Source organism: Devosia sp., assembly GCF_041917035.1.
In the GTDB taxonomy this organism is placed as follows: Bacteria; Pseudomonadota; Alphaproteobacteria; order Rhizobiales; family Devosiaceae; genus Devosia_A.
Map to the genome: position 1 here is coordinate 1 of NZ_JAYRYM010000029.1, position 26,900 is coordinate 26,900.

The 26,900-nt window shown below is 68.3% G+C and carries 25 protein-coding genes; 9 read left to right on the forward strand and 16 right to left on the reverse strand.

Annotated features, from left to right (window positions below; all coding sequences use genetic code 11):
- Positions 1 to 508 (forward strand): substrate-binding domain-containing protein (locus tag ACE3TU_RS05390; protein ID WP_374621210.1); only part of this gene is annotated, 508 nt, incomplete at its 5' end.
- A 13-nt stretch (positions 509 to 521) separates the two neighbouring features.
- Here ACE3TU_RS05390 and ACE3TU_RS05395 read toward each other — a convergent pair.
- Positions 522 to 2,345 (reverse strand): ABC-F family ATP-binding cassette domain-containing protein, encoded by a 1,824-nt coding sequence (locus tag ACE3TU_RS05395; protein WP_374621212.1) that lies wholly within the window; start codon positions 2,343 to 2,345, stop codon positions 522 to 524.
- A 319-nt stretch (positions 2,346 to 2,664) separates the two neighbouring features.
- Between ACE3TU_RS05395 and ACE3TU_RS05400 the strand changes: the two genes are divergently transcribed.
- Entirely contained in the window at positions 2,665 to 3,045 is a 381-nt protein-coding gene (locus ACE3TU_RS05400) for a hypothetical protein (RefSeq protein WP_374621215.1), read from the forward strand.
- A 139-nt stretch (positions 3,046 to 3,184) separates the two neighbouring features.
- On the opposite strand, the gene rirA is transcribed toward ACE3TU_RS05400, so the two are convergent.
- Positions 3,185 to 3,661, reverse strand: coding sequence for an iron-responsive transcriptional regulator RirA (gene rirA, locus ACE3TU_RS05405; RefSeq protein WP_374621218.1), 477 nt, complete (start codon positions 3,659 to 3,661; stop codon positions 3,185 to 3,187).
- Positions 3,662 to 3,822: 161 nt separating this feature from the next.
- On the reverse strand, positions 3,823 to 4,869 hold the full coding sequence (locus ACE3TU_RS05410) for an aldo/keto reductase (RefSeq protein WP_374621220.1): 1,047 nt from the start codon (positions 4,867 to 4,869) through the stop codon (positions 3,823 to 3,825).
- Positions 4,870 to 5,048: 179 nt separating this feature from the next.
- Between ACE3TU_RS05410 and ACE3TU_RS05415 the strand changes: the two genes are divergently transcribed.
- Positions 5,049 to 7,544, forward strand: a complete 2,496-nt coding sequence (locus tag ACE3TU_RS05415) for a caspase family protein (protein ID WP_374621222.1) — start codon at positions 5,049 to 5,051, stop codon at positions 7,542 to 7,544.
- 88 nt (positions 7,545 to 7,632) lie between these two features.
- Here ACE3TU_RS05415 and ACE3TU_RS05420 read toward each other — a convergent pair whose 3' ends face one another.
- From ACE3TU_RS05420 to ACE3TU_RS05475, 12 genes are all read right to left on the reverse strand, one after another.
- Entirely contained in the window at positions 7,633 to 8,274 is a 642-nt protein-coding gene (locus tag ACE3TU_RS05420) for a GntR family transcriptional regulator (protein ID WP_374621224.1), read from the reverse strand.
- Positions 8,275 to 8,294: 20 nt separating this feature from the next.
- Positions 8,295 to 8,681 carry an oxalurate catabolism protein HpxZ gene (gene hpxZ, locus ACE3TU_RS05425; protein ID WP_374621227.1) on the reverse strand — a complete coding sequence of 129 codons (387 nt, stop codon included), beginning with the start codon at positions 8,679 to 8,681 and terminating at the stop codon, positions 8,295 to 8,297.
- Positions 8,681 to 9,451 carry a 5-formyltetrahydrofolate cyclo-ligase gene (locus tag ACE3TU_RS05430; RefSeq protein WP_374621229.1) on the reverse strand — a complete coding sequence of 257 codons (771 nt, stop codon included), beginning with the start codon at positions 9,449 to 9,451 and terminating at the stop codon, positions 8,681 to 8,683. Before ACE3TU_RS05430 ends, hpxZ begins: the two co-directional genes overlap by 1 nt.
- Complete coding sequence (locus ACE3TU_RS05435; RefSeq protein ID WP_374621231.1) at positions 9,444 to 10,841, reverse strand: AtzE family amidohydrolase; 1,398 nt, start codon at positions 10,839 to 10,841, stop codon at positions 9,444 to 9,446. Before ACE3TU_RS05435 ends, ACE3TU_RS05430 begins: the two co-directional genes overlap by 8 nt.
- Positions 10,838 to 11,026 carry a DUF4089 domain-containing protein gene (locus ACE3TU_RS05440; RefSeq protein WP_374621234.1) on the reverse strand — a complete coding sequence of 63 codons (189 nt, stop codon included), beginning with the start codon at positions 11,024 to 11,026 and terminating at the stop codon, positions 10,838 to 10,840. The genes ACE3TU_RS05435 and ACE3TU_RS05440 overlap by 4 nt, the downstream gene beginning before the upstream one ends.
- A 32-nt stretch (positions 11,027 to 11,058) precedes the next feature.
- Complete coding sequence (locus tag ACE3TU_RS05445; RefSeq protein WP_374621237.1) at positions 11,059 to 11,730, reverse strand: cysteine hydrolase family protein; 672 nt, start codon at positions 11,728 to 11,730, stop codon at positions 11,059 to 11,061.
- A 268-nt stretch (positions 11,731 to 11,998) separates the two neighbouring features.
- Positions 11,999 to 13,522: an ABC transporter ATP-binding protein gene (locus tag ACE3TU_RS05450; RefSeq protein WP_374621239.1), complete on the reverse strand. Its 1,524-nt coding sequence runs from the start codon at positions 13,520 to 13,522 to the stop codon at positions 11,999 to 12,001.
- A gap of 15 nt (positions 13,523 to 13,537) precedes the next feature.
- Positions 13,538 to 14,260, reverse strand: coding sequence for a cysteine hydrolase family protein (locus ACE3TU_RS05455; protein ID WP_374621242.1), 723 nt, complete (start codon positions 14,258 to 14,260; stop codon positions 13,538 to 13,540).
- An 8-nt stretch (positions 14,261 to 14,268) separates the two neighbouring features.
- Positions 14,269 to 15,186, reverse strand: a complete 918-nt coding sequence (locus tag ACE3TU_RS05460; protein WP_374621245.1) for an ABC transporter permease — start codon at positions 15,184 to 15,186, stop codon at positions 14,269 to 14,271.
- Complete coding sequence (locus tag ACE3TU_RS05465; RefSeq protein WP_374621247.1) at positions 15,187 to 16,302, reverse strand: ABC transporter permease; 1,116 nt, start codon at positions 16,300 to 16,302, stop codon at positions 15,187 to 15,189. It lies immediately after the preceding gene.
- 230 nt (positions 16,303 to 16,532) lie between these two features.
- Positions 16,533 to 17,636, reverse strand: coding sequence for a BMP family ABC transporter substrate-binding protein (locus ACE3TU_RS05470; protein WP_374621250.1), 1,104 nt, complete (start codon positions 17,634 to 17,636; stop codon positions 16,533 to 16,535).
- Positions 17,637 to 17,891: 255 nt separating this feature from the next.
- Positions 17,892 to 18,620 (reverse strand): hypothetical protein, encoded by a 729-nt coding sequence (locus ACE3TU_RS05475; protein ID WP_374621253.1) that lies wholly within the window; start codon positions 18,618 to 18,620, stop codon positions 17,892 to 17,894.
- A 210-nt stretch (positions 18,621 to 18,830) separates the two neighbouring features.
- Between ACE3TU_RS05475 and ACE3TU_RS05480 the strand changes: the two genes are divergently transcribed.
- On the forward strand, positions 18,831 to 19,577 hold the full coding sequence (locus tag ACE3TU_RS05480; RefSeq protein WP_374621256.1) for an SDR family NAD(P)-dependent oxidoreductase: 747 nt from the start codon (positions 18,831 to 18,833) through the stop codon (positions 19,575 to 19,577).
- A 2-nt stretch (positions 19,578 to 19,579) separates the two neighbouring features.
- Positions 19,580 to 19,888 carry a Dabb family protein gene (locus ACE3TU_RS05485; RefSeq protein WP_374621259.1) on the forward strand — a complete coding sequence of 103 codons (309 nt, stop codon included), beginning with the start codon at positions 19,580 to 19,582 and terminating at the stop codon, positions 19,886 to 19,888.
- 31 nt (positions 19,889 to 19,919) lie between these two features.
- Here the strand turns inward: ACE3TU_RS05485 and ACE3TU_RS05490 are convergent, their stop codons facing one another.
- A complete protein-coding gene (locus ACE3TU_RS05490; protein ID WP_374621262.1) occupies positions 19,920 to 20,771 on the reverse strand; it encodes an alpha/beta hydrolase in 852 nt (283 codons plus the stop codon).
- 171 nt (positions 20,772 to 20,942) lie between these two features.
- Here ACE3TU_RS05490 and ACE3TU_RS05495 point away from each other — a divergent pair, with 171 nt between their 5' ends.
- From ACE3TU_RS05495 to ACE3TU_RS05510, 4 genes are all read left to right on the forward strand, one after another.
- Positions 20,943 to 22,265 carry an amidohydrolase family protein gene (locus tag ACE3TU_RS05495; RefSeq protein WP_374621265.1) on the forward strand — a complete coding sequence of 441 codons (1,323 nt, stop codon included), beginning with the start codon at positions 20,943 to 20,945 and terminating at the stop codon, positions 22,263 to 22,265.
- Positions 22,266 to 22,359: 94 nt separating this feature from the next.
- A complete protein-coding gene (locus ACE3TU_RS05500) occupies positions 22,360 to 22,671 on the forward strand; it encodes an HPr family phosphocarrier protein (RefSeq protein WP_374621267.1) in 312 nt (103 codons plus the stop codon).
- Between the two features lie 234 nt (positions 22,672 to 22,905).
- On the forward strand, positions 22,906 to 24,306 hold the full coding sequence (gene ahcY, locus ACE3TU_RS05505) for an adenosylhomocysteinase (RefSeq protein ID WP_374621270.1): 1,401 nt from the start codon (positions 22,906 to 22,908) through the stop codon (positions 24,304 to 24,306).
- A 349-nt stretch (positions 24,307 to 24,655) separates the two neighbouring features.
- The coding region (locus ACE3TU_RS05510) for a PAS-domain containing protein (RefSeq protein ID WP_374621273.1) at positions 24,656 to 26,900 on the forward strand (2,245 nt) is incomplete at its 3' end.

Consider the following 26,900-nt stretch of genomic DNA (forward strand, 5'->3'; position numbering starts at 1 on the left):
TTACGACAACCACGCCTTCGCCTACCATGCCGTCATGCGGCTGAGGTCGAAGGGGTGCCGCAAGCTGACCATCATCCTGCCGCCGACCCAGTTCAGCTTCGGCAATCACCTCAGGTCGGGGTTCATGTCGGCGATCGAGGAGAGCGGGCTCGACTGGGAGATCTTCCCGGGCGCCACGCTCGACAACACCGCCGACGAGATCCGGCTCGCGACCATGCAGCGGATCGCCGCTCCCGGCGCGCCGGACGGCTATATCTGCACCGGCGACGCCGCGGCGCTGGCGGTGATGGCCGGGATCACCGATGCCGGTCGCGTCATCGGCAGGGATGTCGAGGTGGTGGCCAAGCAGACCTCCGGCATTTTCAGCCAAGTGCGCCCCAAGGTCGACGCCATCTTCGAGGACACCGCGCTCGCCGGGCTGCAGATGGGGCAATTGCTGCTGCGCCGCATCAACGGCGAGCCGGCGAGCGCCCTGCAGATCCTGCACCAGCCGGAAATCTGGTTCTAGCTGCCGATCCGGCTCAACTGCCTTCGATCTGCTCGCGCAGGGCCTCGAGGTCCAGCCATTCGTCCTCGGCCCGCGACAGCGCGGCCTGCGCAGCGTCCAGCTTCTTGCCGGTCTCCGCAAAGCTCGCGGGGTTGCGGGCATAGAGCCCGGGGTCGGCGAGCAGGCCGGACAGCCGGGCGATCTCCGCCTCGAGCCGCCCGATCTCGCCCGGCAGGGTCTCGAGCGCGTGCTTCTGCTTGAACGACAGCTTCTGGCGCGGTGCGGCGGCGGGCACGGGCATCGCCGCCGCGACGGCCGGCCTCGTGGTCGCGGGTCGGGCGGGCGCGGCTGCCGGCGCGGTGACGCCATAGCCACGCTGCGAGACCATGTCGGAATAGCCGCCGGGATACTCGGTCCAGCGGCCGCCGCCGTCGGCGACGATCACCGAGGTCGCGACGCGGTCGAGGAAGTCGCGGTCATGGCTGACCACGATCACCGTGCCCGGATAGTCGGCGAGCATTTCCTGCAGCAGGTCGAGGGTTTCGAGATCGAGGTCGTTGGTCGGTTCGTCGAGGACCAGGAGGTTGGAGGGCAGCGCCAGCGCGCGTGCCAGCGCCAGGCGGCCGCGTTCGCCACCCGAGAGCTTGCCGACGGCGGTGCCGGCCTGCTCGGGGGTGAACAGGAAGTCCTTGAGGTAGCCCATGAAGTGCTTGGGCACGCCGTTGATGACGAGCGTATCCGAGCCGCCGCCTGTCACCGCCTCCTTGAGCGTCATGTCGGGACTGAGGGTGGCGCGCCGCTGGTCGAGGCTGGCGAGTTCGATATTGGCGCCGAGCCTGACCGTGCCGCTGTCGGGGGCCAGTTCACCGGTGAGCAACCGGATCAGGGTGGTCTTGCCGGCGCCGTTGGCGCCGATGATCCCCAGTCGGTCGCCGCGAATCACCCTTGTGGTGAAGTCGCTGACGATGGCGCGATCGCCGAAGCGCTTGCCGACGGCCCTCGCCTCGGCCACGAGTTTGCCGGAGGTCTCGCCCTCGGCGACGCTGATCCGCACCTCGCCGACGGCGCGCTTGAGTTCGCGGCGCTCCTGCCGCAGCGTGTGCAGGCCCTCGAGCCGCCGCACGTTGCGCTTGCGCCGGGCGGTGACGCCATAGGTCAGCCAGTGCTCTTCGCGCACGATCTGCCGGTCGAGCTTGTGGCGGGCGGTCTCTTCCTCCTCGAGCACCTGGTCGCGCCACGCCTCGAAGCCGGCAAAGCCCCTGTCGAGGCGGCGGGTGACACCACGGTCGAGCCAGACCGTGGCGCGCGTGAGATCGGCGAGGAAGCGCCGGTCGTGGCTGATGATGACCAGCGCCGAACGCAGGCCGGCCAGTTCCGTTTCGAGCCACTCGATCGCCGGCAGGTCGAGGTGGTTGGTCGGCTCGTCGAGCAGGATGACATCGGGTTCGGGGGCCAGTACCCGCGCCAGCGCCGCCCGCCGCGCCTCGCCGCCCGACAGCCGGGAGGGCTCCTCGGCACCGGTGAGGCCGAGCGCGTTCAGCAGGTAGGTGGCGCGATAGTGGTCGTCGCCGGCCTCGAGGCCGGCCTCGACATAGCCCAGGGTGGTCGCGAAGCCGCCGAGGTCGGGCTCCTGCGGCAGGTAGCGGATGGTCGCGCCCGGCTGCAGGAACCGGCGACCGCCATCGGGCTCGATCTCGCCGGCGGCGATCTTGAGCAGCGTCGACTTGCCCGAACCGTTGCGGCCGACCAGCGCCACCTTCTCGCCGGGCAGCACCGACAGTTCGGCGCTCTCGAGCAGGTCCGTCGAGCCCAGCCGCAGGCTGATCGCGTTGAGTAGCAGGATGGGCGCGGCGGCCATGGGCGGGGGTCCGGTGGGTCGAATTTGGGCATAGAGCATGGCTGGGAAACGAGATCAACGATTGCCGAGGCGGCCGGCAATCCGGTCAGGCGGGGGAGCCACGCCGCCGAGCGTCGCAACGGCAGCGGCCATATGGTCAAAACGCCGATGATTTCGCGGAATTGCTTCCTGAACGATCCCTAAACGGCGGGATCAGTCGGCGTTCAAGCCGGGGGTGGCAGAAGCACGCCATGTGCTGGCGCTACCGGAGCGCGGCGCCTGCGGTCGAGACGGAGCGATGAGCGCTCCGGGCCGCCGGATCCGGAACAGGAGAACTACAATGACGACCATCAAAACTGCCGGGGCGGCGCTCGCCGCGCTCGTGCTGGCCACCTCGTTCGCCCAGGCGGGCAATGGCGGCATCCAGATCAACCAGACGAACGGGCAGATCAACCCCGAGATCCTGCAGATCGCCCGGATTGCCGCCTGCGAAGTCGCCGGCACGCCGAGCGAATTCCCGGACGACATCTGGCTGATCAACAAGGGCGCCGGCAAGCTCGTCGCCGGCACCAAGATCAAGTGGTCGGTCGAAGGCTACTCCAACTACAAGGGCACCCACACCCTCGTCGCCCAGTTGAACCCGGGCCAGGGCGTGAAGCTCAACGGCGTGCTCGGCGGCGGTGTCGAAGCCGGCCATCCCTGCGCCGCCAAGGCGCTCTGACGCAACCGACCGGCTCTGCGACCGGCCGTCACTGGCCGGTTCGAGAGCCCGTCGGGCCTTTCGGCCGCGCCGGCACGCGCATGAGGGCGATCCCGCCCTTGCGCGCCTGCCGGCGGGTCCGCATCCGGGACGGCGGGCGTCAGTTGGCGGCCTGCGCCACCAGCACCGGCTCCATCGCCTCGAAGCTCAGTCCCAGCCGGTCGCGCAGCGAGCGCCGCTTGCTGGCGAGGTCGGCGATCGTATAGCTGTCGAGCACGTTGAAGAAGGCGCCGAGCGCCTCGCGCAGGGCCGAGTTGACATCGCAGCTGCCGGCCAGCGGACAGGACACGTCGCCATCCTCGAAGCACTCGGCCATCGAGAAGCTCTCCTCGGTCAGGCGCACGGTGTCGAGCAGGGTGATCTCGCTGGCGGGGCGTCCCAGCCGGATGCCGCCGCGACGACCGCGCACCGTCTCGATGAGGCCATTCTCCACCAGCGGCTTGATCAGCTTGAACAGGAACAGTTCCGAAATCGCGTGGGCCTTGGCGATGTCGGCGACCCGGCTCAGGCCCGGATCGTTGACCGCGCAGTAGATGAGCGTGCGGATGGCGTAGTTGGACTGTCGGGTCAGGCGCATGAACACTCCACGGGAGGCGGAAACGACTGGCTCGCCCGCCGCGACGTCTCGCTGCCACGTGAACAACCCGGCGGGGACGATCGCTTTCTCCAGCCAGTTTATAAGAGTTCTAAACTTCGTCAAGCTAAGCTGATCGTCGCGTTCAGGATTTTCCGCGCTCCTCAGCCGGCCATATGCGGCCCATGCAGGACCAGGTCGGCCGGCCCGAGCCGATCCTGGGCCGTGAAGCTCTGGTGCCAGTAGGGGTAGATCAGCGGCGGCTGGCTGACCTTGTCGAGGCGGGCGATCTCGTCGGGCGCCAGCTTCAGGCCGGCGGCCCCGAGATTGTCCTCGAACTGCGCGGTGGTGCGTCCCCCGATGATCACCGAGGCGACGAGCGGCCGCTGCAGCAGCCAGGCCAGCGACACCTGGGCGCCCGAGACCCCGTGCGCCGCTGCGACCTCGTTGATGACGTCGACGATGTCCCACAGCCGGTCCCAGTCGTGGATCGGCGGCTCGCGGAAGCCGGTGACCTGCCGGCCGCTCTCGGGCCGCGTGTGGCGGGTATACTTGCCGGACAGCCAGCCGCCGCCGAGCGGCGACCAGACAAGCACGCCCACACCCTGGTCGAGCCCGAGCGGGATCAGCTCGTACTCGGCTTCGCGCGAGTGCAGCGTGTAGTGGATCTGCTGGGCGATGAAGCGCTGGTGGCGCCCGGCATCGGCGACGGCGAGGGCCTTCATCAGGTGCCAGGCGGAGTAGTTCGAGCACGCGACGTACCGAATCTTGCCCTGCCTGACCAAGGTATCGAGCGCCTCGATCGTCTCATCGAGCGGAGTCTGACCGTCCCACTCGTGCACATGGTAGAGATCGATGACATCCGTCCGCAGCCGCCGCAGCGACGCCTCGCACTGGCGCACGATGTGATGGCGGCTCAGCCCGCGGTCATTGGGGCCGGCGCCCATCGGAAAGCGGACCTTGCTGGAGATCAGCAGGCGGTCGCGACGGCCGTCGACCAGCGCCTCGCCCAGCATGCTCTCGGACTTGCCGTTATTGTAGACGTTGGCGGTGTCGATCAGGTTGACGCCGTGGTCGAGGCAGAGATCGATCTGGCGCTGCGCGTCCCTGAGGTCGGTCTCGCCCCAGCTGCCGTCATTGCCGAAGGTCACCGTGCCGATCGACAGAGCCGATACCTTGAGGCCGGAGCGGCCGAGCAGTCGATAGTCCATGATTGCCTCCTCGCGGTTTCACCGGGGCGGACCCTAGACCAGCGTGGCGCCGTTGCGAAGGGACGCGGGCGGCCAATTCGCGCTTCCTTGATGTGCCGGACCTGCTCGGGCAATGGACTCCAACATCGGGCAACTGCTAGCATTTTGCGCAAACGGATCAGACGATGAGGGGTGAGGGGATGAACTGGCTCGGCAAGCTGTTTGGCGCCGCCGTCTTGGCCATGGCGCTGTTGGCAACTCCGACCCTGGCGCAGACGCAGCAGCAGCGATCGGACGACGCCTATGCCGCGTTCAACCAGGGCGACTACAAGGAAGCCTACCGCATCGCCCGGCCGCTCGCCGACGAAGGGTTTCTCGATGGGCAGACGCTGGTCGGCTACCTGTTCGAGATCGGCGGCGGTGTCGAGCAATCCTACCAGCAGGCGCTGAAATGGTATCGCCGCGCCGCCGACCAGGGCTCGAACTACGCGCAGAACGCCATCGGCGTGTTCTACGACAACGGCACGGGCGTGCCGGAGGACGATGCCGAGGCCGTGCGCTGGTACCAGATGGCCGCCGACAATGGCAGCCTCGATGGCCAGAACAACCTGGGCTACATGTACGAGGTCGGCGCCGGCATCGGGCAGGACTACGAGGAAGCGGTCAAGTGGTACCGGCGCGCCGCCGACGGCGGCAATGCGCTGGCCCAGTCCAACCTCGGCAACCTCTATGCCAATGGCCGCGGCGTCGCCGAGAACGACAGCGAGGCGGTGCGCTGGTTCCGCAAGGCGGCCTCCCAGCACAACGCCTCGGGACAGGCCAATCTCGGCTTTGCCTACGAAACCGGGGCCGGCGTCGGGCAGGACTATGACGAGGCATTGCGCTGGTACCAGCTGGCGGCGGCGCAGGGCAACGCCTTCGCGCAGAACGCGGTGGGGCTGTTCTACGACAATGGCTACTCGGTCGCCGAGGACGATGCCGAGGCGCTCAACTGGTACCTGCAGGCCGCCGGGAACGGCCTCGTCGATGCCATGAACAATGCCGGCTACGCCTACGAGATCGGCCGCGGCACGGCGCAGGACTATGGCGAGGCGGTGTACTGGTACCGGCAGTCGGCGGAGCGCGGCAGCCCGTGGGCGCTCAACGCCATGGGCCTGATGTACCAGAATGGCCGCGGCGTCGAGGCCGACCTGGCGATCGCCTTCGACTGGTACATGCGGTCGGCGCTGCAGGGCTATGCCGACGGCCAGAACAACGTGGGCTATTTCTACGATCTGGGGCTGGGCGTCGATCAGGACTCCGTCGAGGCGGTGCGCTGGTACCGGACCGCCGCCGAGCAGGGCATGGCGCGGGCGCAGAACAACCTCGGCATCATGTATGCCGACGGCACCGGCGTGCCGCAGGACTACGAGGAATCGGTGCGCTGGTACCGCATGGCGGCCGAGCAGGGCCTGCCCGAGGGGCAGAACTCGATGGGCTATGCCTACGACCTGGGCCTGGGCGTGCCGCAGGATTCGGCGGAAGCGGTGAACTGGTATCGGATGGCGGCCGAACAGGGCTACATGATCAGCCAGTCCAACCTGGGCTCGATGTATGCCGACGGCACGGGCGTGCCGGAGGACGATGCCGAGGCCGTGCGCTGGTGGCGCCTCGCCGCCGACCAGGACTATGCCCCGGCGCAGCGCAAGCTGGGCAACGCCTATGCCTGGGGCGAGGGTGTGGCGCAGGACTCCGAGGCGGCCGTCGCCTGGTGGCGCCGGGCGGCCGAGCAGGGCGACACCGACGCCCAGATCGCGCTGGCCTCGGCCTATGAGCGTGGCGAGGGCGTCGGCGCTGATGCCGACGAGGCCAAGCGCTGGCGCGAGCTGGCCGGTGGCGACACCGCCACGGTCGACTTCGGCTCGACCGACGTGGTGGCGACGGGCGATTGCGAGGTGGCCGGCATACCGGCGGTGCGTCCCAGCGAGAAGCGGGTGGCGCTGGTCATCGGCAACTCGGCCTACCAGAATGCGCCGGCACTGCCCAACCCGACCTGCGACGCCGAGGCGATGGCCTCGATGCTGCGGGCGGTCGGCTTCGAGGTGACGCTGGGTACCGACCTCGACAAGTCGGCCATGGAGGAGAAGGCCCGGGCCTTCGCCAAGGCGGCGAGCACGGCGGACACGTCGCTGTTCTTCTATGCCGGGCACGGCCTGCAGGTCGACGGGCGCAACTACCTGGTGCCGATCGATGCCACCGTGGAGGAGGCGACGGCGATCAATTTCGAGCTGGTCGACATCGACAACATCACCAGCTTCATGACCGGCTTCGACCAGGCGACCGGCAAGGAGAAGGTGGCGATCGTGCTGCTCGATGCCTGCCGCGACAACCCGTTCGCGCAGACGCTGAAGCGCAGCCTCGGCGCCTCGCGCTCCAACGCGGTCGACAAGGGCCTCGCCGCCATCGGCGACGGCGGCGGCATGATCATCGGCTTCGCCACGGCGCCGGGCGATGTCGCGGCCGATGGCGAGGGCAATCACAGCCCGTTCACCACGGCGCTGCTCGAGCAGCTGCCGACGCCGGGCGTCGAGTTCCAGACGCTGATGACCCGCGTCAAGGCCAAGGTGGTGGAGCTGACTCGCAAGAAGGAGCGCCCGCAGCGCCCGTGGACCAACTCGGACCTGACCACCGAGTTCTATCTGGTGCCGGCGAGCTGAGCGGCCGGCGGCCGGGGGCGTCCTCCGCCCTCGGCCCCGAAGCGGTGCGGGGCGCGGGGGCGGCGCTTCGTCCGCGCGACCGTCCGGTTCAGCCCTGGCCCAGGTGCTGGACCGCGTCGCCGACGATGCTGATGTGCCGCCGCATCGCCGCCTCGGCCCCGCCCCGGTCGCCACGCAGGATCGCCTCGACGATCAGCCCGTGTTCGGCATGCGATCGGGACAGCCGGCCCAGCGCGGCGAACTGCGCCCGCCGGAACGGCTGCAGGCGCTGCCGGGTGGAGCGGGTGATCTCGCCCAGGTAGGCATTGTGCGCGCCCTGGTAGATGGCGGTGTGGAACGCATCGTTGGCCTCGGCATAGCGTGCCGTGTCGCCGTCCCGTACGATCGGCGCCATCGCCGCGTGCAGCGCATCGAGCGCCTCGCGCTCGGGGGTGGTCATCGCCAGTGCCGAGAGCCCGGCGCACAGCGCCTCGAGATAGCCCATCACTTCGAACATGCCGGCCAGTTCCGCCTCGTCGGGCTTGGCCACCAGGGCCTTGGCATGCGGGCGCTGGGCGACCAGGCCGCTCGCGGCGAGCAGCCGCAGTGCCTCGCGCACCGGCGTGCGGCTTACCGCGAACTCGGCGGCGATCTGGCTCTCGTCGAGCGCGGTGCCGGGCGGCAGGGCGCCCGAGATGATGCGCTCGGCCAGCCCGCGCCGGATCTCCTCCGCCGATGTGCGTTTCAGCATTCTGGCCTCTCCGCCGGTCTTCAGGCCGGCTCGTCGATGATGCTCACATGCGCCGCTGCCACCCGCCAGCCGTCGGGGGTGCGCACCCAGGTCTGCATCTGGCGACCCACCCTGCCGGGCGCGCCGTCGCGGTAGAACAGCGTCGACGCCACCGCCGCGTCGCGCCCATAGCTTGTTATGACGGTGCCGGCCAGCCGCCGCGCCAGTCCGGCCGGCGAACGGGCGGCGCGAAAGCCGCGGATCGCCTCGATGCCGTAGAGGTTCTCGCCGCCGCCATAGCGGATGGTGGTCGGCGCGGCGAGGAAGAGCTCGTCGAGCACGGCGATGTCGTTGCCGACCAGCGCCGCCTCGTAGCGGACGAAGGCGGCCGTGACTTCGGCCAGCGTTGCCGGGTGGTCGATTTCCATCAGCCCCGCCGTCGCGCCAGCAGGCGCTCGCGCAGCTCGGCGAGGAACGGGATGGTGTCGAACTGGTCGGGCCGGACGCGATCCCAGTCGACGCCGCCCGGCCGCCTGTCGCGATTGCCGGTCCTGATCAGCTCGGTCTCGGTGGCGACGTAGTCGAGCGGCGAATCGTGGCTCTCGAGCACCACGCGCGTGGCGTCGACCAGCTGGCTCGAGTGGATGGTGGTGGCGATTGGCGTCGCCTCCGAGATGATCCCGAGCTCGCGGAAGATCGCCGTCTCGAGATCGGCAAAGCCGGCGCCCTTGCCGGTGCGGCCGCCCAGCCGGCTCACCGCCACCGAGCCGACCACGGCGAAATCGAGCGGCGCCACCTCCTCGAAGCCGATCCGCTCGCCGTGCTCCATGAAGCCCTGCGCGGTTGCGGCGAGCTCGAACGACACCCCCCTCTGCCGCAGCCGCTCCGGATCGAGCCGCAGGTAGGGGAACTCGCGAGTCAGGTAGGGCACCGGCGCGAAGACCAGCTTGCCTTCGTAAAGGGCGCGGATGCGGATCGGGATCTGCGGCGCATCCGGATTGGTCTTGATCGTGCGGGCCGCCCGCCATTCCGGCGTCTGTGCCAGGTGCCAGGCGGCAATATCGGCACCTACGAAATTGGGGATCATCGACCAGGCCGGGCCGACGGCGACGCCGTCGCGCTCGAGCGCCGCCCAGACGTCGTTGCGCACCAGGTCCTTGTCGGGGTTGCGCCCGGCCCAGCGTCCCGCTTCACTCATCGGCAAATCCCCTTGCGACCGGCGCCTTGCACACCCCGGCCGCCTCCAGCTGGTGCGCGATTCTGAGGCAGATGTTCTCGCGCCAGGGCGCGGCGATCACCTGCACTCCCATCGGCAGGTCGGCGCCATCCAGCCACACCGGCACCGACACCACCGGCAGGCCGATGAACGAGATCGGCTGGGTGAAGATGCCGATATTGGGCCTGAGCGGCATCTCGACGCCGCCGAACTTCGCCGTCTTCTGGCCGAGCAGCGGCGCCTTCATCGGCGTCGCCGGGGCGAGGATGGCATCGACGCCGTCGAACAGCGCCAGCACCTTCTCGCGCCAGGCGCGCCTCAGCTTCTGGGCCTTTTCCACCCAGACCGCCGGCAGCATGGCGCCGGCCAGCAGCCGGTCGCGCACCTCGGGGTCGAAATCCTCCGGCCGCTCGCGCAGCCGGTCGAGATGCAGCGCCGCGCCCTCTGCCATGGTGATCAGGTAGGCCGCCGCCCGCGCCGCCTGCACATCGGGGAAGCTGACGGTGTGGGCCGCCTCGAGCGCCCGGGCGACATGCCGGACATGCGCCTGCGTCTCGGCGTCGCCGGTGAAGTAGCCGTCGGCCACGGCGATGCGGATGCCCGGCACCGGATGGGTGATGCGCGCCAGAGTCGGCTCGTTGGCGCGTTTCGACTGCGCCGGGTCCGCCTCGTCGAAGCCCTGCATGGAGTCGTAGGCAAGGGCGAGGTCGCGGGCCGAGCGGGCGAAGGGCCCCAGGTGATCGAGGCTCGCAACAAAGGGAAAGCTGTGTGCCCGGCTCAGCCGCCCATAGGTGGGCTTCAGCCCGAACAGCCCGCAGAACGAGGAGGGGACGCGGATCGAGCCATTGGTGTCCGAGCCGAGCGTCAGCGGCACCAGCCCGGCCGCCACCGCCGCCGCCGAGCCGCCGGACGAGCCACCCGACATGCGGTCGAGCGCGTGCGGGTTGCGCGAGGGGCCGTCATGGGCGTTCTCGCCGGTGAAATCATAGGCGTATTCGCCCATGTTGAGGCCGCCCACCAGCACGGCGCCGGCCGCCTCGAGCCGCTGGATCAGCGTGGCGTCGTGCTCGGCCGGCGGGTTGGCGCGATTGAGCCGGGAGCCCGCACGGGTTACCACACCCTTGATGTCGAACAGGTTCTTGACGGCGAACGGCACACCCGCCAGCGGACCGGGGTCGATCCCTGCGGCCAGCTTGTCGTCGACCCGATCGGCCTGTTCCAGCGCCCGCGTGACAGTGACGTCGGTGAAGGCGCCGACCATCGGGTTGTGTGCCTCGATGCGCTTGAGCGCCACCGCCACCACCTGCCGCGCCTTGATCTCGCCGGCCTTGACCGCCGTCGCGATCTCGCTCGCTGTCGCCGTCGCCTTCATGGGCGATAGACCGGAGCAGGCTCGGCGTCGTCCTCGAGCCGGATCTGCTCGACCAGCGCCGCCATCTTGCTCGCGGTCTTGAGGTTGAGCTTGATCCCGGCCCGGAACTCGGGCTCGATCCTGAGGTGCAGCAGCGGCGCGGATGCGTCGATCAGCAGATCGGCATCGAAGGGTTTATAGGCCATGGTGTCGGTCGCCCCGGAGTCCGATGGGCCCGTCATGCGGCCGCCCCGACCGCTTGAGCGAGCTCCGATAGCGGGGTTACCCATCCCACGATACCGCCCTGCGCGGCAATCATCTTGATGGTCGCCGCCTTGAATTCCGGGAAGTAGCTCTCGGTCGCGTCCTCGATCAGCAGGCACTCGTAGCCGCGGTCATTGGCCTCGCGCATCGAGGTCTGGACGCACACCTCGGTGGTCACGCCGGCGAACACCAGGTGGGTGATGCCGAGCCCCGCCAGCCGTTCGTGCATGCCGGTGGCCCAGAACATGCCCTTGCCCGGCTTGTCGACGACGATTTCACCCGCGACCGGGGCCAGCCCGTCGACGATCTGGTTGCCCGGCTCGCCCGTCACCAGCAGCCGTCCCATGGCGCCCGCCTCCCCGATCTTGAGGCTCGGGTTGCCGCGACGGATCTTGGAGGGCGGGCAATCCGACAGGTCCGGCCGGTGCGCCTCGCGGGTGTGGATCACCGGCCAGCCCCGGGCGCGGAACAGCCCGAGCAGGGCCGCCGTCGTGGGAATGATCGCCGCCAGCCGGCTCACGTCATTGCCCAGCGAGTCCCCGAAGCCGCCTGGCTCGATGAAGTCGCGCTGCATGTCGATGACCACCAGCGCGGTGTGCGCCGGATCGAGCGGATAGGGATAGGGCCGGGCGGGGATGGGGATCATGAGCAGACACTGACGATGAACGAGCTGCGGACGGGGATGTGGAGGACGAGGAAGTCCCGCAACTGTTCCGAGCGCGCTGCACCCCCCCTCCCAACCTCCCCCGCAAGGGGGGAGGTGCGGGCCGGTGCAAGGGACACGGCCGAGCCAGGAACGCGATGCGACACCCTCCCCCTCGCGGGGAGGGTTGGGGAGGGGGGGCGGTTGCGAACCACCCCATTGGTCCCCCACCTGGTCATCCCGGATGGGGGAAGTGCAAAGCTCGCCATCATCAATGTCCCGCCATGTGCTGACCGATGGTATTGCGATCCGTCTCCTCGATCGGGGCGACATAGGTGATGGTGCCGCCGCTCATCACCGCCACGCGGTCGGCGAGCTCGAGGATTTCGTCGAGGTCCTCGCTGACCAGCAGCACGGCGGCGCCCCGGTTGCGCTGCTCCATGATTTGGCTGCGGATATCGGCCACCGAGGCGAAATCCAGCCCGAAGCACGGGTTGGCGACGATCAGCACGTCGACCTCCCCGCTCAATTCGCGCGCCAGCACGGCGCGCTGCACATTGCCGCCCGAGAGCGTCTCGATCGGCGCCTCCGGGCCCTGGGTCTTCACCCGGTACCGGGCGATCAGTTCGCGCGCCTTGGCCTTCATCGGCCCGGGCGACATCCACCAGCCCAGACTGGCCACGGGCGGCTTGTCGAAGGAGCGGAAGGCGAGGTTCTCGGCGACGCTCATCTTGGGCACGGTGGCGTTCTTCAGCGGCTCCTCGGGCAGCCCGAACACCTTGTACCTGTCGAAGGCGCCGCGCTTGGGCTCGAACCGCTCGCCCGAAATGAAGATGGCGCCGTCGGACAGCGGCCGCTGCCCGCTCAGCACCTCGACCAGGGCCGACTGGCCATTGCCGGACACCCCGGCAATGCCGACGATCTCGCCGGCCTTGACGCGCAGGTTGACCGACTGGATGGCCGGCAGGCCGTCATTGTCGTCGGCGAACAGCCCGGCGAGTTCGAGCCGATCCACCTTTGCCGGCCGCGCGGTGCGCGCCGCCCGCTCGCGGATGGCGGTATCGCCGATCATCATGGCGCTCATTTCGGCGACGGTGGCGGTCCTGGCGTCGCCAGTGCCGGTGCAGCGGCCGCGCCGGAGCACGGTGAAGTGGTCGCAGAACGCCTTCACCTCGCGGAACTTGTGCGAGATCATCAGCACGGTGATCTCCTTGCGGGCCGCCATGCCGCCGAGCAGGCCCAGCATCTCGTCGGCCTCCCCCGGGGTCAGCACCGAAGTGGGCTCGTCGAGGATCATGAAGCGCTGGTCGAGATAGAGCAGCTTGAGGATCTCGAGCTTCTGCTTTTCGCCCGCCGACAGCGCGGCAACCTGCGCGTCGAGCGGCACGCGGAACGGCATCTCGTCCATGAAGCGGGCGAGCGCCTTCTTTTCCCGGCCCCAGTCGATGACGCCCGGTGCATCGGCGCGCGAGATGACGAGGTTCTCGGCGGCGGTCAGGCTCGGCACCAGGGTGAAGTGCTGGTAGACCATGCCGATGCCGTTGGCGCGGGCATCGCGCGGCGAGCGGATCGAGACCTCGCGACCGTCGAGCCGCACCTGCCCCTTGTCCGCGCTGTAGAAGCCCATGATACACTTGACCAGCGTCGACTTGCCCGCCCCATTTTCGCCCAGGAGGGCGTGAAACGAGCCGGCCTCGATCTTCACGGAAACATCGTCCAGTGCCAACAGCGGCCCGAAAACCTTCGTCATTCCAATGGCTTCAAGGGAGGGCGCGCGGGGATTGGGGGCGGACATGGAGGAGAACTCCGTTCAGCAAAGTGACGCGATCAAGGCGTCGCTGGTCGCCACCGCCCCGAACACGCCGCCCTGCATCTTGATCATGTCGATGGCCGCGAGGTGGTTCTCGCGCTTGGTGGCGCCGCAGCAATCCTCGAGCAGCAGGCACTCGAAGCCGCGGTCATTGGCCTCGCGCATCGTGGTGTGGACGCACACATCGGTGGTGATGCCGGTCAAGACGATATTGCGGATGCCGCCGAGCCTCAGGATCAGCTCGAGATCGGTGGCGCAGAACGAGCCCTTGCCCGGCTTGTCGATGATCGCCTCGCCGGGCAGCGGAGCGAGCTCGGGGATGATTTCCCAGCCCGGCTCGCCGCGTACCAGGATGCGCCCGCACGGCCCGGGGTCGCCGATGCCGGCACCGATCCGCCGGCTGCGCCAGCGCTTGTTGGCGGGCAGGTCCGCGAGATCCGGCCGGTGCCCCTCGCGCGTGTGGATCACCGTGTAACCCCTGCCGCGGAAGGCCTCCAGCACCCGCGAGATCGGCGCGATCGGGGCCCGCGTCTGGGAAATGTCGTAGCCCATCGCATCGACATAGCCGCCCGGCCCGCAGAAATCGGTCTGCATGTCGATGACGATCAGCGCCGTGTTCGCCGGCCGCAGGTCCCCGTCATAGGGCCAGGGATAGGGGGTCGAGCCGATAGTTGTCCCCGCGGGAGCCACGACCTCTACAATGCGCTCGCCGGAAACGTTCATGGGAGGGCTCACTTGGTGATCGAGAGTTCGCCCGGCACATCGCGGGCCGAGGCTTTTGAGCCGGCGGAGATGATCATGATGACCAGCGTCAGGATGTAGGGGGCGGCATTGAAGAAGTAGTAGCCCTGCGAGATGCCGATCGACTGCAGCGACGGGCCGATGGCGCCGGCGGCGCCGAACAGCAGGGCGGCGAAGATCGCCCGGATCGGGTCCCAGCGGGCAAAGATCACCAGCGCCACGGCCATGAGGCCCTGGCCGGAGGAGAGGCCCTGGTTCCAGCTGCCCGGATAGTAGAGCGAGAGGAACGCGCCGCCGATGCCGGCGAGGAAGCCGCCTGCCGCGGTGGCGAGGAAACGCACCAGGTCGACCGAGACGCCCATCGCCCGCGCCGAGGCGGCGCTGTCGCCGGTCATCCTGACGATCAGGCCCCAGCGGGTGTTGCGGAAGGCCCACCACATCGCCACCGCCAGCACGATGCCGACGAAGAACAGCGGATTGACCTCGAGCGCCTGGGCCAGAGCCGGATTGCCGGTCCAGTCGCCGAGCGGGATGGCGTCGAGGCGCGGCGCGGTGGGCTGGATGAAGGGCTTGCCAAAGAAGAAGGCGACGCCGGTGCCGAAGCTCATCATGGCGATGCCGACGGCGATGTCGTTCACCTTGGGCAGCTTGCAGATGAAGCCGTGCAGCGCCCCGAGCAGCAGGCCCGACCCGCCTGCCGCCAGCACCCCGAGCCAGGCATTGCCGGACAGGTACGAGACGGCGTAAGCGACCATGGCGCCGAGCACGAGGTTGCCTTCGAGCCCCAGGTTGATGCGCCCCGATTTCTCGGTGAGGGTTTCGCCCAGCGCCACGAACATGAACGGGGTGGAGACGCGGATGGCGCCGCCGAGCATGGCGATAAGGACGGTGACGAGGGCATTGTCCATCTAGGTGCGATCCCCCGTCGGCCTGAGCTGGAAGATCCTGAAGCGGCCATAGAATGTCTCGCTGACCAACAGCACCACGAACAGGATGCCCTGCAGCACCAGCACGGTGGCGTCGGGCAGGCCCATGCGACGCTGGATCACCCCGCCGGCGGCGGCGAGCGCGCCGAACAGGATCGCCACCGGCAGCACGGCGAGCGGATTGTGGCGGGCAAGGAAGGCGACAAGGATGCCGGTGAAGCCGTAGCCGGCGACCAGCGAGGCATTGGCCTGGCCGTGGATCGCCGCCACCTCGAAGAAGCCGGCAAGGCCGGCGCAGGCGCCGGCGATCATGCAGCACACCACCATCAGCCAGCCCACCGGCAGGCCCTGGGCCCGCGCGGCGCGCAGGTTCCCGCCGGTCATGCGGGCGGCAAAGCCGAAAGTGGTGCGGCTCATCAGCACCCAGAGCGCGATGGCCAGCACGATGCCGGCGGCAAAGCCCCAGTGCACCTCGGTGCCGGGGATCGCCCCGATCCGGTAGGCGTCGCCGATCGGCATGGTCGAGGGCTTGTTGGCCGAGGCCGGATCGCGCAGCGCCCCCTCGACGAAGAAGTTCATGATGGCGATGGCGATGTAGCTCAAGAGCAGCGAGGCAATGGTCTCGTTGACGCCGCGCGCATATTTGAGCCAGCCGGTGAAGCCGACCCAGAGGCCGCCGGTGAGGATGGCGGCGAGCGCCATGACCGGCAGCGTGACGAAGGCCGGCACGCCGTTCGAGACCAGCGGAATGGCGGTCGCGGCCGCCGTGAAGCCGCCCAGCACCAGCGCGCCCTCGCCACCGATCATGGTCAGCCCGATGCGGGCCGGGATGGCGAAGGCCAAGCCGGTCAGGATCAGCGGGGCGGCGCGCTGCAGCGAGTTCTGGAACGAGAAGGAGGAGCCGAAGCCGCCGGTCCAGATCAGCGAGAAGAAGGTCAGCGGGTCCTTGCCGATGACGACGAGGAACACCGAGAAGATCAGCGCCGAGGCGATCAGCGCCGCGACCGGGATGACGATCGATTCGGCGAAGCGCAGCACCTGGAGGCTGGGCCCGGTCCTCGCCGGGATGGCGGCGGTATCGGCGGTTTCAGCGGTCATCGACTACTCGCATCGTGGCTCTCCAACCCCCTCCCCAACCCTCCCCGCAAGGGGGAGGGTGCACATCGGGTTAGTGGCGCGATCCCTCCCCCTTCACCGGCGGGCACCCTCCCCTTGACGGGGAGGGATGGGGAGGGGTGTGCCACAGGCTCCAAGCCGTTGATGGCTCGCAAGCAAAGCATCACGGCGCAGGAAACGTGCACCCGCCTCCCGCGCCGCGAACCGTCAGGTCAGGTGATCGAGCCCTGCACGCCCTCGAGCAGCCAGTTCATGCCATCGAGGTAGGGGTCGTAGTTGTCGTAGTCCTTGTCGACGACGACATTGCCGGCATTGTCCTTGAGCGTGCCCTTGTAGATCGGGGCGCCGCCCTTGAGCGCGGCGATGGCTGCGTCGGCGGCGGCGATCGCCTCGGGCGTCGCGCCAGCGCCGTAAGGGGTGTTGCGCAGCATGTCGTTGTTGTAGCCGCCGACGAGGAAGTTGGGCGGGGTTTTGCCAGCGGCGATGTCGTCGGCATAGGACTTGTAGATGGTCTCCCACTTGTACTCGGCGCCGGTGATGAAGCCCTTCGGCGCCAGCGGGGCCTGGCTGGCATTGTGGCCGCAGGTCTTGATGCCGCGACCCTCGGCCGTCTCGATCACCACCTTGGGGCTGTCGACATGACAGGTGATGACCTCGGCGCCGGCGTCGATCAGCGCGTTGGTGGCCTCGGCCTCGCGCACCGGCAGGCTCCACTCGCCGGTGAAGATCACCTGCACCGTGGCGTTGGGGTTGACCGAGCGGGCGCCAAGCAGCACCGAGTTGATGTTGGAGAGCACCGAGGGGATCGGCTTGGCCGCGACGAAGCCGATCTTGCCCGACGAGGCGAGGCCCGCGGCGACGCCGTTCACGTAGTGCGCCTGGTTGAGATAGGGGAAGTACGAGCCGGCATTGGCCGGATCGGCGTCCTTGTTCCACAGCGGCGCGGCGTGCCGGAAGGTGACGTTGGGGTACTTCTTGGCGAGATCGACCACGAACGGGTTGTAGTAGCCGAACGAGGTGGCGAGGATCAGGTTCGCCCCGTCGAGGTTGATCATCGACTCCATCGACTTGGAGACCGCGTCCGTCTCGGGAACGTTCTCCTCCTCGACCACGGTGATGCCCGGAAGGGCCTTCAGCGCCTCGACCGAGACGGCATGGGCCTGGTTCCAGCCAAAATCGTCCTTCGGCCCGACATAGACGATGCCGAGAATGACGCCGGTCTGCGCCCTGGCGAGGCCGAAAGGCAGCGCCGTCGCCGCGAGACCGGCGGCGCCGGCCCTGAGCAGCGAACGGCGCGAAAGAGAGGTGAATGTCATGACGTGGTTCCCTAGGTTTTGCACCGACCGGGCGTCCGCCTCGCTGGAAGCGGCGCCCCTCGAGTCGTTCTCTGCAAACCACGTGCCAAGCCGTCCGAACGGCTCGTACCGGCCTTAACCCATTGAATCCCAAAAGAGTACCGGCGCCGCCAAGACGCGCTGCGGGCAGCGCTCAATGCCTACGTTGTGCACAATGATGTCATGTCTGCTCAAAGCTTGGGCATACTACTCGATATTGCATACAACTCGACCGATTCAGCCGCCCGACCCGCCGGCGGTCTTCTGCCCGTCCTTGCCCGAGGCCAGCTTGATGAAGCGATCGAGGATCTGGTGGATGCCGTCGGCCCCCCCGGCCAGCAGGCCGGCGGTCAGCACCACGTCGATGGCGGTGAACAGACCCAGTTGCATGTCGTTGACCCCGACAATGACCTGTGAGGCCCCGCTGGTGCCCGCCGCGACGACGATGCCCTCGGCGCTGCGAAGCTCGGTCGGCAGGAAGGCCGACAGCGTCCTCAGTCCCGCCAGCGCGGCGACGAAGCTCAGCGGGATCGAGATGCCGAGCGCGATCCGCTGCGTCCGGCGGTTGTCCGCGGCGATGCCGGCCTCGTGCCGGGCGTCGTCGGCGAGGTTTGCGCCCAGCTGCCGCTCGAGTTGCACCAGGTGCTGCTGCAGCGTGGCATCGGCCGGGGCCGCGAGGATCGCGGCACGCGCCGTCTCGATCTCCGCCCGCAGAGTGCCAGCAGAGGTGCGGAGCTTGTCCTGCAGGTCCTTCAACCGCTGCTTGTCGATGCCGGTGTGGGGTGAGATGAAGACCTCCACCGCCCGCTCGATCAGAAGGGCCACGAAGATCAGCGTGACGAGGACATTCGTCACCTTCTCCACTCCCACATCGGCCAGGTCGACCCGTCCGAGGGTCCGGGCGGCCGAGGCCGCCACGATCGCGCCTGCCACCACGACCAGCCAGGTCCACCAGGCTCGATTCATCTTCCCCTCCCTTGCCTCCCGGCCAGCAAGACCCGGTGCACCGCCGCCGACCATCCGTAGTGCTGCGGGGGCGGTATCGTCCGGTTGGGGGATGTGCTGAGGCAGGGCGCCCGGCCGGCTACGACCAAGGTCCGGTCCCGCCAAGCTGGCTTCGTCGACACTCACATGTTACGACCCGCCACCAAGGACCGGCAAAGCGCAGAGGGCGGGATGAACCAGATCGATCTCAACGGACAGGTGGCGGTGGTGACCGGCGGGGCACAGGGCTTCGGGCTGGCTTCGGCGAGGCGCTTCATCGCCTCCGGCGCCAAGGTCAGCCTGTGGGATCGCGACGGCGACGCACTGGCGCGGGCGGTCGACCTGCTCGGCCCCGGCGCCTCGAGCCAGGTCGTCGACATCACCGACTATGCCGGTCTCGAGGCGGCCCATGCGGCGGTCGAGAAGAGCGTCGGGCCGGTGTCCATCCTGCTCAACTCGGCCGGTATCGCCGGCAAGAACGCGCCACTCGACGAGATGGACCTCGACGAATGGCGCAAGGTCATCGAGATCAATCTCAACGGCACCTTCTACGTCAACCGGGTGGTGATCCCCTCGATGAAGGCCCGCAACTATGGCCGCATCGTCAACATCTCCTCGGTCGCCGGCAAGGAAGGCAATCCCAATGCCTCGCACTATGCCGCCTCCAAGGCCGGCGTCCTGGGCCTGGTCAAGGCGCTCGGCAAGGAAGTCGCCAAGTACGACATCGCCGTCAACGCCATCACCCCGGCGGTCGCCAACACCCGCATCCTCGAGGGGCTGACCAAGGAGTTCATCGACTACATGCTGAGCCGCATCCCGCGTGGCCGCTTCCTCGAGGTCGACGAACTGGCCAATATGGTGGCCTGGCTGGTGAGCCGCGAGAATAGCTTCACCACCGCGGCGGTCTTCGACCTGTCGGGCGGTCGCACGACCTACTGACCATGCTCCGGCACTGCGTCCTCGTGCGGTTCCGCGCCGACGTTGCGGCCGCGGAAAGGCAGGCCATCTACGCCCAGCTCGCGGCACTTCGCGGGCACCTGGGCGGCATACTCAGCATGAGCTTTGGCGCCAATATCAGCCCGGAAGGGCTCGACCAGGGTTTCCGTGACGGCTTCACCATCGATTTCGCCGATGGGGCGGCCCGCGACGCCTACCTCGCCGACCCGGCCCACCAGACGGCCGGCGCCCGGCTGGTCGCCGCACTTGAGGGCGGAGTTGCGGGGCTGGTGGTCTTCGACCTCGAGGTCTGACCTGCGGCAGGCCACGCCGTCGCCTTCCCCATCAGGGCCGACGGGCCCGTGATGCCTCGATCGTTTCGCGCAGCAGCCCGCCCATCCGGGTCTCCGGACGTCCCATGTCGCGCACGATGGTCATGTGGTCGAGTTCGGGCAGAGTGATCCGCTCATAGCTGAGCCCGCGCCGCCCTGCGGCAAGGCAAAGCTCCTCCGCCTGGCGGTGGAAAGGTTCGGTCTCGTTCTGCCCTACCGTCACCTTGACCCGCGGTCCCGGCTGCTGCGCGGCCCCGACCGGAGAGAACCGCGCGACCTCCTCCTCGGTCAGTCCGAGGCTGGGCTGCAGGTAGCTGGTGCTGATCGGCCCGAGGTCGTAGAGCCCGGAGACGAGGAGCAGCGCCTTGACGTCGATGTCCGGGCCCGCCGCCTCGTGCGGCGCGCGGGCCGCCAGATAGGACGCAAGGTGCCCGCCTGCCGAGTGGCCGGAGGCCGAGAAGGCATTCGGATCGCCGCCGAAGCTGGCAGCATGCTCGATCAGCCAGCGTGCCGCCTGGCGCACCTCGTCGACCAGTTGCGCCATCCGGACGTTGGGAATGAGCGTGTACTCGACGATCGCGGCAATGGCTCCCGAGGCGACGATGGTCTCGGCGGGAAAGGCGAACATCTCCTTGTCGTTGAGATACCAGTAGCCGCCGTGGATGAACATGTGGATGGGCAGCGGGCCGGTGCCGCCCTCGGGAAAGAACAGATCCAGCCGGTGCCGTGCTCCTGCGCCATAGGCGCGATCGAAGCGCGCCTGCAGCCGGGCGCGGCTCGCCGCACTCGCCGCGAGGTTGCCGGATTTCACCGCTTCGAAGTCCGGCACCAGGCGAGGAATGTCGAACGGATCGATCTGGGTCATGGCTGCTCCTTGCCTCTCCCGACATGGGGTGGGTTCGCCCCTTGTCCGTCAAGTCGTTTCTGACGGCCCGCAGGCATATGGGCGCGCCCCGGTTTTCGGACTATCGTTGCAGCCGGAGCCCGCACGACATCCGCAACCGGAGCGGCGGGAAGAGGGAGAAGAGCTGGTACCATGGGATCGTATCTGATCAAGAACGTGCGCGTCTGGGACGCGATCGAGGACAAAGCCTATCCGGGCGAAGTGCTGGTCGAAGGCAACAAGATCAAGGCAGTGGCCCGCGGCCGTGACCAGTTCGGTCTCGAAAGCGCCGCCGAGGTGATCGACGGCGAGGGCCAGTTCCTCATGCCGGGCATGGTCGAGGGACACTGCCACCTGAGCTTCGTCGGGCCGGCGCGCAACCAGGACCTGGGCGAGATCCCGCCCGAGGAGCACCTGCTGCGCACCTGCCGCAATGCCACCTTCATCCTCAACCACGGCTTCACCTCCTGTTACTCGGCGGCCTCCGCCAAGCTCCGGATCGATGTGGTGGTGCGTCAGGAGATCGAGGACGGCTACCTCGCCGGTCCGCGCTATCGCGCCGCGGGGCCGGAGATCACGGTCACCGGCGGGCTGGGCGACGAGCGCAAGCAGCACATGCACGCCGAGAGCTTCGGCATGATCGCCGACGGCGTCGACGAGATCCGCCGTGCCGTGCGCATCTGCTGCCGCGAGGGCGTGGACAACCTCAAGTTCAACGTCTCCGGCGACGAGTTCGTCGGCCATGCCCGCGCCGAAGTGGTCTCGCTCAGCCTCGAAGAACTCACCGCCGGGGTCCAGACTGCTCATGACTGGGGCAAGAAGGTCGCCTGCCACTCGCGGGCGGCCGAGTCGGTCAAGCGCGCCGTGCGGGCCGGCGTCGACTGCATCTATCACTGCGACTTCGCCGACGAGGAAGCGCTCGACATGCTGGAGAGCGTCAAGGACCGGGTCTTCGTCGGCCCGGCCTTCGGGCTGGTGCACAATTCGGTGTTCGAGGGGGACGTCGTCGGGCTGACCCGCGAGCGGGTCGAGAGCATGGGCCTGCCGCGCAAGCTGGAGCACACCATCCGCACCTATCACGAGATGCGCAGGCGCGGCATGCGCGTCGTGGTCGGCGGCGACTACGGCTTCACCGTCACGCCGATGGGCCAGAACGCCCGCGATATCGGACACTTCGTCAAGTTCTTCGGCTATACGCCGGCCGAGGCGCTGAAGTGCGCCACCGCCGTTGGCGGCGCCCTGATGGGCTTTGACGACGAGCTCGGCGTGATCCGGGCCGGGGCGCTCGCCGACCTGCTGCTGGTCGATGCCGACCCGCTGCTCGATCCCTCCGTCCTGGTCGGGCCGAGCCACTTCACCATGATCATGAAGGATGGCGACATGTTCCGCGATCCGCGCGGCGGGCACGCGAATTTCCAGCTGCGCGGCGAAGGCGGGCATTCCGCCCGCCTCGCCACGGGCCCGTCGCCGGCCTGAAGCGTCGTCACTCCCGCCGTCGCCCCCGGCCAGCAGCCGGCATGGGCGACGGCGGGTCTTTTCAGCCTGCCGGAAATCGCACTACACTGCCGATATGGACACGGCGGCAGGTTCGGACCGGGCACTCGCGCAGCAATTGACGATCGTCAATCGCAAGGGCCTGCACGCGCGCGCCTCGGCACGCTTCGTGCGCACCGCCGAGTGCTTCGATGCCGAGATCAAGGTGGTTCGCGACGGCCAGGCAGTGAACGGCAATTCCATCATGGGCCTGATGATGCTGGGGGCCGGTCCGGGCTCGACGATCCTGGTGCAGGCGACAGGCCGGCAGGCGCGCGAAGCGCTCGATGCCATCACCACGCTGGTCAATAACGGCTTCGACGAGGACGCCGACGGCGCGCCGGCCTAAGCGGCCATCCCCGGGCCGCTCGACACACTTCTGGTGATCATGCGTTTTGTCCGCGACCGCGTGAGCCACGGTTTTGCGCGGGGCGCCCGCTTCGGCGGGTGACACCGGGCGGCCCGGCGGACCGCCACTGCCGGTCGGGCACACAGGGACATAAAGCTTTCTTTATATCCCGGTTGCGAGGCCCGGCGCCGTTCAGTATAAGCCGGTCAACACGATCGACAGGAGACGGGGCCGATGGCCAGCAGCAGCGACTACATCGTCAAGGACATCTCGCTGGCCGAGTTCGGCCGCAAGGAAATCGGCATGGCCGAAATCGAGATGCCCGGCCTGATGGCAATCCGCGAGGAATTTTCCGCCAGCCAGCCGCTCAAGGGCGCCCGTATCGCCGGCTCGCTGCACATGACCATCCAGACGGCGGTGCTGATCGAGACGCTCAAGGCGCTCGGCGCCGAGGTGCGCTGGGTAAGCTGCAATATCTTCTCCACCCAGGATCATGCGGCGGCCGCCATCGCTGCGGCCGGCATCCCGGTCTTTGCCAAGAAGGGCGAGACGCTCACCGAGTACTGGGACTATACCGACCGCATGATGGACTGGCCGGGCGGCACCACGCCCAACATGATCCTCGACGATGGCGGCGACGCCACAATGCTGGTGCTGGTGGGCGCGAAGGCCGAGACCGACGCCTCAGTGCTGTCCAATCCGCACAGCGAGGAAGAAGAGGTGTTCTTCGCCACCATCAAGCAGCGGCTCGCCAAGGACCCGACCTTCTATTCCCGCATCAAGGCCAACATCCGCGGGGTGTCGGAAGAAACCACGACGGGCGTGATGCGGCTCTACCAGCTGCAGCAGAAGGGCGAACTGCCCTTCCCCGCGATCAACGTCAACGACAGCGTCACCAAGTCCAAGTTCGACAACAAGTACGGCACGCGGGAGTCGCTGGTCGACGCCATCCGCCGTGGCACCGACGTGATGCTGGCCGGCAAGGTGGCCATCGTGTGCGGCTATGGCGACGTGGGCAAGGGATCGGCCCAGTCGCTGCGTGGCGCAGGGGCACGCGTTCTGGTCACCGAGGTCGATCCGATCTGTGCGCTGCAGGCGGCCATGGACGGCTATGAGGTGGTGACGCTCGAGGACGCGGCGCATCGGGCCGACATCGTGGTGACGGCGACCGGCAACAAGGACGTCGTGACCCTTGACGATATCCGCAATCTCAAGGACATGGCCATCGTCTGCAACATAGGCCACTTCGACAACGAGATCCAGGTTGCCGAGCTCAGAAACTTCAGGTGGACCAACGTCAAGCCGCAGGTCGATATCGTTGAGCTCGCGCCCGGCAGGCGCATCGTGCTGCTCTCGGAAGGCCGGCTGGTCAACCTGGGCAATGCCACCGGGCATCCCAGCTTCGTGATGAGCGCCTCGTTCGCCAACCAGACGCTGGCGCAAATCGAGCTGTGGACCAATGGCGACAGGCTCGAGAACAAGGTGCACGTGCTGCCCAAGCACCTCGACGAGAAGGTGGCGCAACTGCACCTCGCCAAGCTCGGCGCGAAGCTCACCCGGCTGAGCAAGGTGCAGGCCGACTATATCGGCGTAGCGCCCGAAGGCCCGTTCAAGTCCGGCCAGTATCGCTACTGAGCCAGGAGGCCGGAAACCGGCGTCGACGGGGCGGGCTCGATCCCGCCCCTGCCGATTCCTGCCGCCCGAATTAACTTGCGGCAAATCAACCGGCGTTAACGAAGCGTTCACTGTTCGGTCCGGGGTCAACTCCCAAAGTGCCGCACTTGTGCGCATGGCAGGTGCAATTTGACTCTTTTTGCGCGATTCCCGGCCCGGTAAGGTCTGGTGATTCGCTGGTTACGGGTTCTGCTCCGGCGAACTCCGCGGCGAATCAGTTGGGGGCTCGGCGCGGTATCGTGTGCGGTGTTGGCACGTCCCGCTTTCTGCGCGGACCGGGCTGCAGACATTTTCGGGCTAGGGGCAACGCATGGGGCCGGATCATCTCCGGAACGTATTCGGATTCACGGGGCTTGCCGCCAGTCTCGTCACTGTGGTCACCGCGACACCGAGCCTCGGCCAGGGAGTTTCCATCAGCAACGTGATGGGGGCGGCGCCGCTCGCGATCACGCTGGGCGCCGGCGCCTTCGCGCTGATCGCGGTCTCGGTGGTGCGTGGCATGCTGCGCGACGGCCGGCGGGCTCGGCTAAGGGCCGCCGACCAGATCGCCGGGCTGAGAGCGACGGTGGATCAATATGAGGCGCTGCTCTCGGCGACGCGGGAACTGGTGGTGCTGTGGACGGACACCGGCGAGGGTCCGCGCTTTCTCGGCCAGCCTGCCGCCCTGCTGCCGCCGGGCCGCCGCCCGGAGGCAGTACTCGACTTCTCGTCCTGGCTGGTCGATGCGGATGCCGACGCGCTCGCCGGCGCCGTCGAGCAGTTGAGGGTCGGCGGGCGGGCCTTCGAGATCAGCCTCGCGGCCCGTGACGGGCGGCAGGTGCGGGCGGTCGGCTCCGTGCTCGGGAACGGCGCCTCGCTGCGGCTGAGGCCGGCCCGGGTTCAGAGCGGGGCAGCGGCGCCCACGGACGAATCCGGCGCGGCCCGCAGCGTGCTTGCCGGCCTTATCGAGCCAGCATTCCTGCGCGACGCGGAGGGGCGGATCAGTTTTGCCAACGCGGCCTATCATGACCTCGCCCGGACGCTGGGCCGGCGCAGCAGCGAGGCCCAGCTGGCCGATCTGACGGAACCGAGGCGGCGCACCGAAACGTCGCCGCGCGAGGTGGCGCTCGGCGAAACGGGCAGCTGGGAGGTGGTGGAATTTCCGCTGGCCGGCGGCTCGGCGGGGTACTTGAGAGCCGGTCGGCCGGCGCCGCAGAAGGACTCGGGCCTTTCCCACCTCGGCGGCATCATCGATGCGCTGGCCACCCCGATCGCCATCTTCAATGCCGGTCGCGAACTGGTACAGTCCAACCGCGCCTACTGCGCGCTGTGGGGGCTCGACCCTGCCTGGCTGAAGCCGGGCATGGACGAGCGGGTGATCCTCGACCGGCTGCGCACCGACGGGCAATTGCCCAACGAGCCGGACTACCAGGGCTGGCGCGCCCGCCACCTGACAACATACCAGCTCAAAGGGCCCAAGGAACTCGACCCCTGGCACCTGCCCGATGGCCGCACCGTGCAGGTGATCGCCGCGCCGGCCGGACCACAGGGCGGCGTCATCTATGTGTTCGAGGACATCACCGATCAGCTCATGCTCAAGAGCCAGCACCGGGCGGTGCTGGACGTGCAGCGCTCGACCCTCAATGCGCTCAGCGAGGCGGTGGCGGTGTTCGGCACCAACGGGCGGCTGACGCTCTCCAACCCGCGATTGTCGAGCCTTTGGAAGCTGCCCACCAACGTGCTCGCAGACAATCCCCACATCGACCAGGTGGCCGCGACGGTCAGCCGGGCCATGCCGGAGGACGGGGCAGCTATCTGGCGCGACCTCAAGGCCTCGATCATCGACCTCAACCCGACCCGCTCGGACAGGCAAGGCCGCATCTCCCGGGCCGACGGCAAGCTGATCGACTACGCCATCGTGCGGCTGCCCGACGGGCAAACGATGATGACGTTCCTCGACGTCACCGAGAGTGCCAACTACCAGCGTGTGCTCAAGGAGAAGAACGAGGCCCTGCTGACCGCCGACCGGCTGAAGGACGCCTTTGTCCAGAACGTCAGCTATGAGCTGCGCTCGCCGCTTACCAACATCATCGGCTTTGCCGACCTGCTCGCCTCCGGGGCGGCGGGCACGCTGAACGACAAGCAGCGCAGCTACACCGACTACATCCGCGCCTCGAGCGTGACGCTCGGGGTGCTGATCGACAATATCCTCGACCTCGCGACGGTCGATGCGGGCATCGCCGAACTGCGCCCCGAACAGCTGGATGTCGCGGCGCTGGTCGAGAAGGCACGCGCAGGCGTGGTGGCGACCTTCCCCGCGGTCAACGGGGAGACGCCGATCAACCTCAAGGTGGTGATCGAGCCGGACCTGCCACCCTTCGTGGCCGACGGCACGCGCATCGTGCAGGTGCTCTACAACCTGCTCTCGAACGCTGCGCGGTTCTCCGCGCCCGGCGGCGAGATCCGGCTCACCGTGTCGGGCCGGACCGGGCGCATGCAGTTCACCGTCGAGGACGAAGGCACGGCGATGAGCGAGGAAATGCGCGCCGCCATGCAGGATCGCAACGAACCGGCAG

What these genes read in the sequence shown, in the direction of transcription:
- ACE3TU_RS05395 (WP_374621212.1), bottom strand. Translation starts at nt 2,345, where the DNA reads ATGGCCGCCGCGCCCATCCTGCTACTCAACGCGATCAGCCTGCGGCTG.
- ACE3TU_RS05400 (WP_374621215.1), top strand. Translation starts at nt 2,665, where the DNA reads ATGACGACCATCAAAACTGCCGGGGCGGCGCTCGCCGCGCTCGTGCTG.
- rirA (WP_374621218.1), bottom strand. Translation starts at nt 3,661, where the DNA reads ATGCGCCTGACCCGACAGTCCAACTACGCCATCCGCACGCTCATCTAC.
- ACE3TU_RS05410 (WP_374621220.1), bottom strand. Translation starts at nt 4,869, where the DNA reads ATGGACTATCGACTGCTCGGCCGCTCCGGCCTCAAGGTATCGGCTCTG.
- ACE3TU_RS05415 (WP_374621222.1), top strand. Translation starts at nt 5,049, where the DNA reads ATGAACTGGCTCGGCAAGCTGTTTGGCGCCGCCGTCTTGGCCATGGCG.
- ACE3TU_RS05420 (WP_374621224.1), bottom strand. Translation starts at nt 8,274, where the DNA reads ATGCTGAAACGCACATCGGCGGAGGAGATCCGGCGCGGGCTGGCCGAG.
- hpxZ (WP_374621227.1), bottom strand. Translation starts at nt 8,681, where the DNA reads ATGGAAATCGACCACCCGGCAACGCTGGCCGAAGTCACGGCCGCCTTC.
- ACE3TU_RS05430 (WP_374621229.1), bottom strand. Translation starts at nt 9,451, where the DNA reads ATGAGTGAAGCGGGACGCTGGGCCGGGCGCAACCCCGACAAGGACCTG.
- ACE3TU_RS05435 (WP_374621231.1), bottom strand. Translation starts at nt 10,841, where the DNA reads ATGAAGGCGACGGCGACAGCGAGCGAGATCGCGACGGCGGTCAAGGCC.
- ACE3TU_RS05440 (WP_374621234.1), bottom strand. Translation starts at nt 11,026, where the DNA reads ATGGCCTATAAACCCTTCGATGCCGATCTGCTGATCGACGCATCCGCG.
- ACE3TU_RS05445 (WP_374621237.1), bottom strand. Translation starts at nt 11,730, where the DNA reads ATGATCCCCATCCCCGCCCGGCCCTATCCCTATCCGCTCGATCCGGCG.
- ACE3TU_RS05450 (WP_374621239.1), bottom strand. Translation starts at nt 13,522, where the DNA reads ATGTCCGCCCCCAATCCCCGCGCGCCCTCCCTTGAAGCCATTGGAATG.
- ACE3TU_RS05455 (WP_374621242.1), bottom strand. Translation starts at nt 14,260, where the DNA reads ATGAACGTTTCCGGCGAGCGCATTGTAGAGGTCGTGGCTCCCGCGGGG.
- ACE3TU_RS05460 (WP_374621245.1), bottom strand. Translation starts at nt 15,186, where the DNA reads ATGGACAATGCCCTCGTCACCGTCCTTATCGCCATGCTCGGCGGCGCC.
- ACE3TU_RS05465 (WP_374621247.1), bottom strand. Translation starts at nt 16,302, where the DNA reads ATGACCGCTGAAACCGCCGATACCGCCGCCATCCCGGCGAGGACCGGG.
- ACE3TU_RS05470 (WP_374621250.1), bottom strand. Translation starts at nt 17,636, where the DNA reads ATGACATTCACCTCTCTTTCGCGCCGTTCGCTGCTCAGGGCCGGCGCC.
- ACE3TU_RS05475 (WP_374621253.1), bottom strand. Translation starts at nt 18,620, where the DNA reads ATGAATCGAGCCTGGTGGACCTGGCTGGTCGTGGTGGCAGGCGCGATC.
- ACE3TU_RS05480 (WP_374621256.1), top strand. Translation starts at nt 18,831, where the DNA reads ATGAACCAGATCGATCTCAACGGACAGGTGGCGGTGGTGACCGGCGGG.
- ACE3TU_RS05485 (WP_374621259.1), top strand. Translation starts at nt 19,580, where the DNA reads ATGCTCCGGCACTGCGTCCTCGTGCGGTTCCGCGCCGACGTTGCGGCC.
- ACE3TU_RS05490 (WP_374621262.1), bottom strand. Translation starts at nt 20,771, where the DNA reads ATGACCCAGATCGATCCGTTCGACATTCCTCGCCTGGTGCCGGACTTC.
- ACE3TU_RS05495 (WP_374621265.1), top strand. Translation starts at nt 20,943, where the DNA reads ATGGGATCGTATCTGATCAAGAACGTGCGCGTCTGGGACGCGATCGAG.
- ACE3TU_RS05500 (WP_374621267.1), top strand. Translation starts at nt 22,360, where the DNA reads ATGGACACGGCGGCAGGTTCGGACCGGGCACTCGCGCAGCAATTGACG.
- ahcY (WP_374621270.1), top strand. Translation starts at nt 22,906, where the DNA reads ATGGCCAGCAGCAGCGACTACATCGTCAAGGACATCTCGCTGGCCGAG.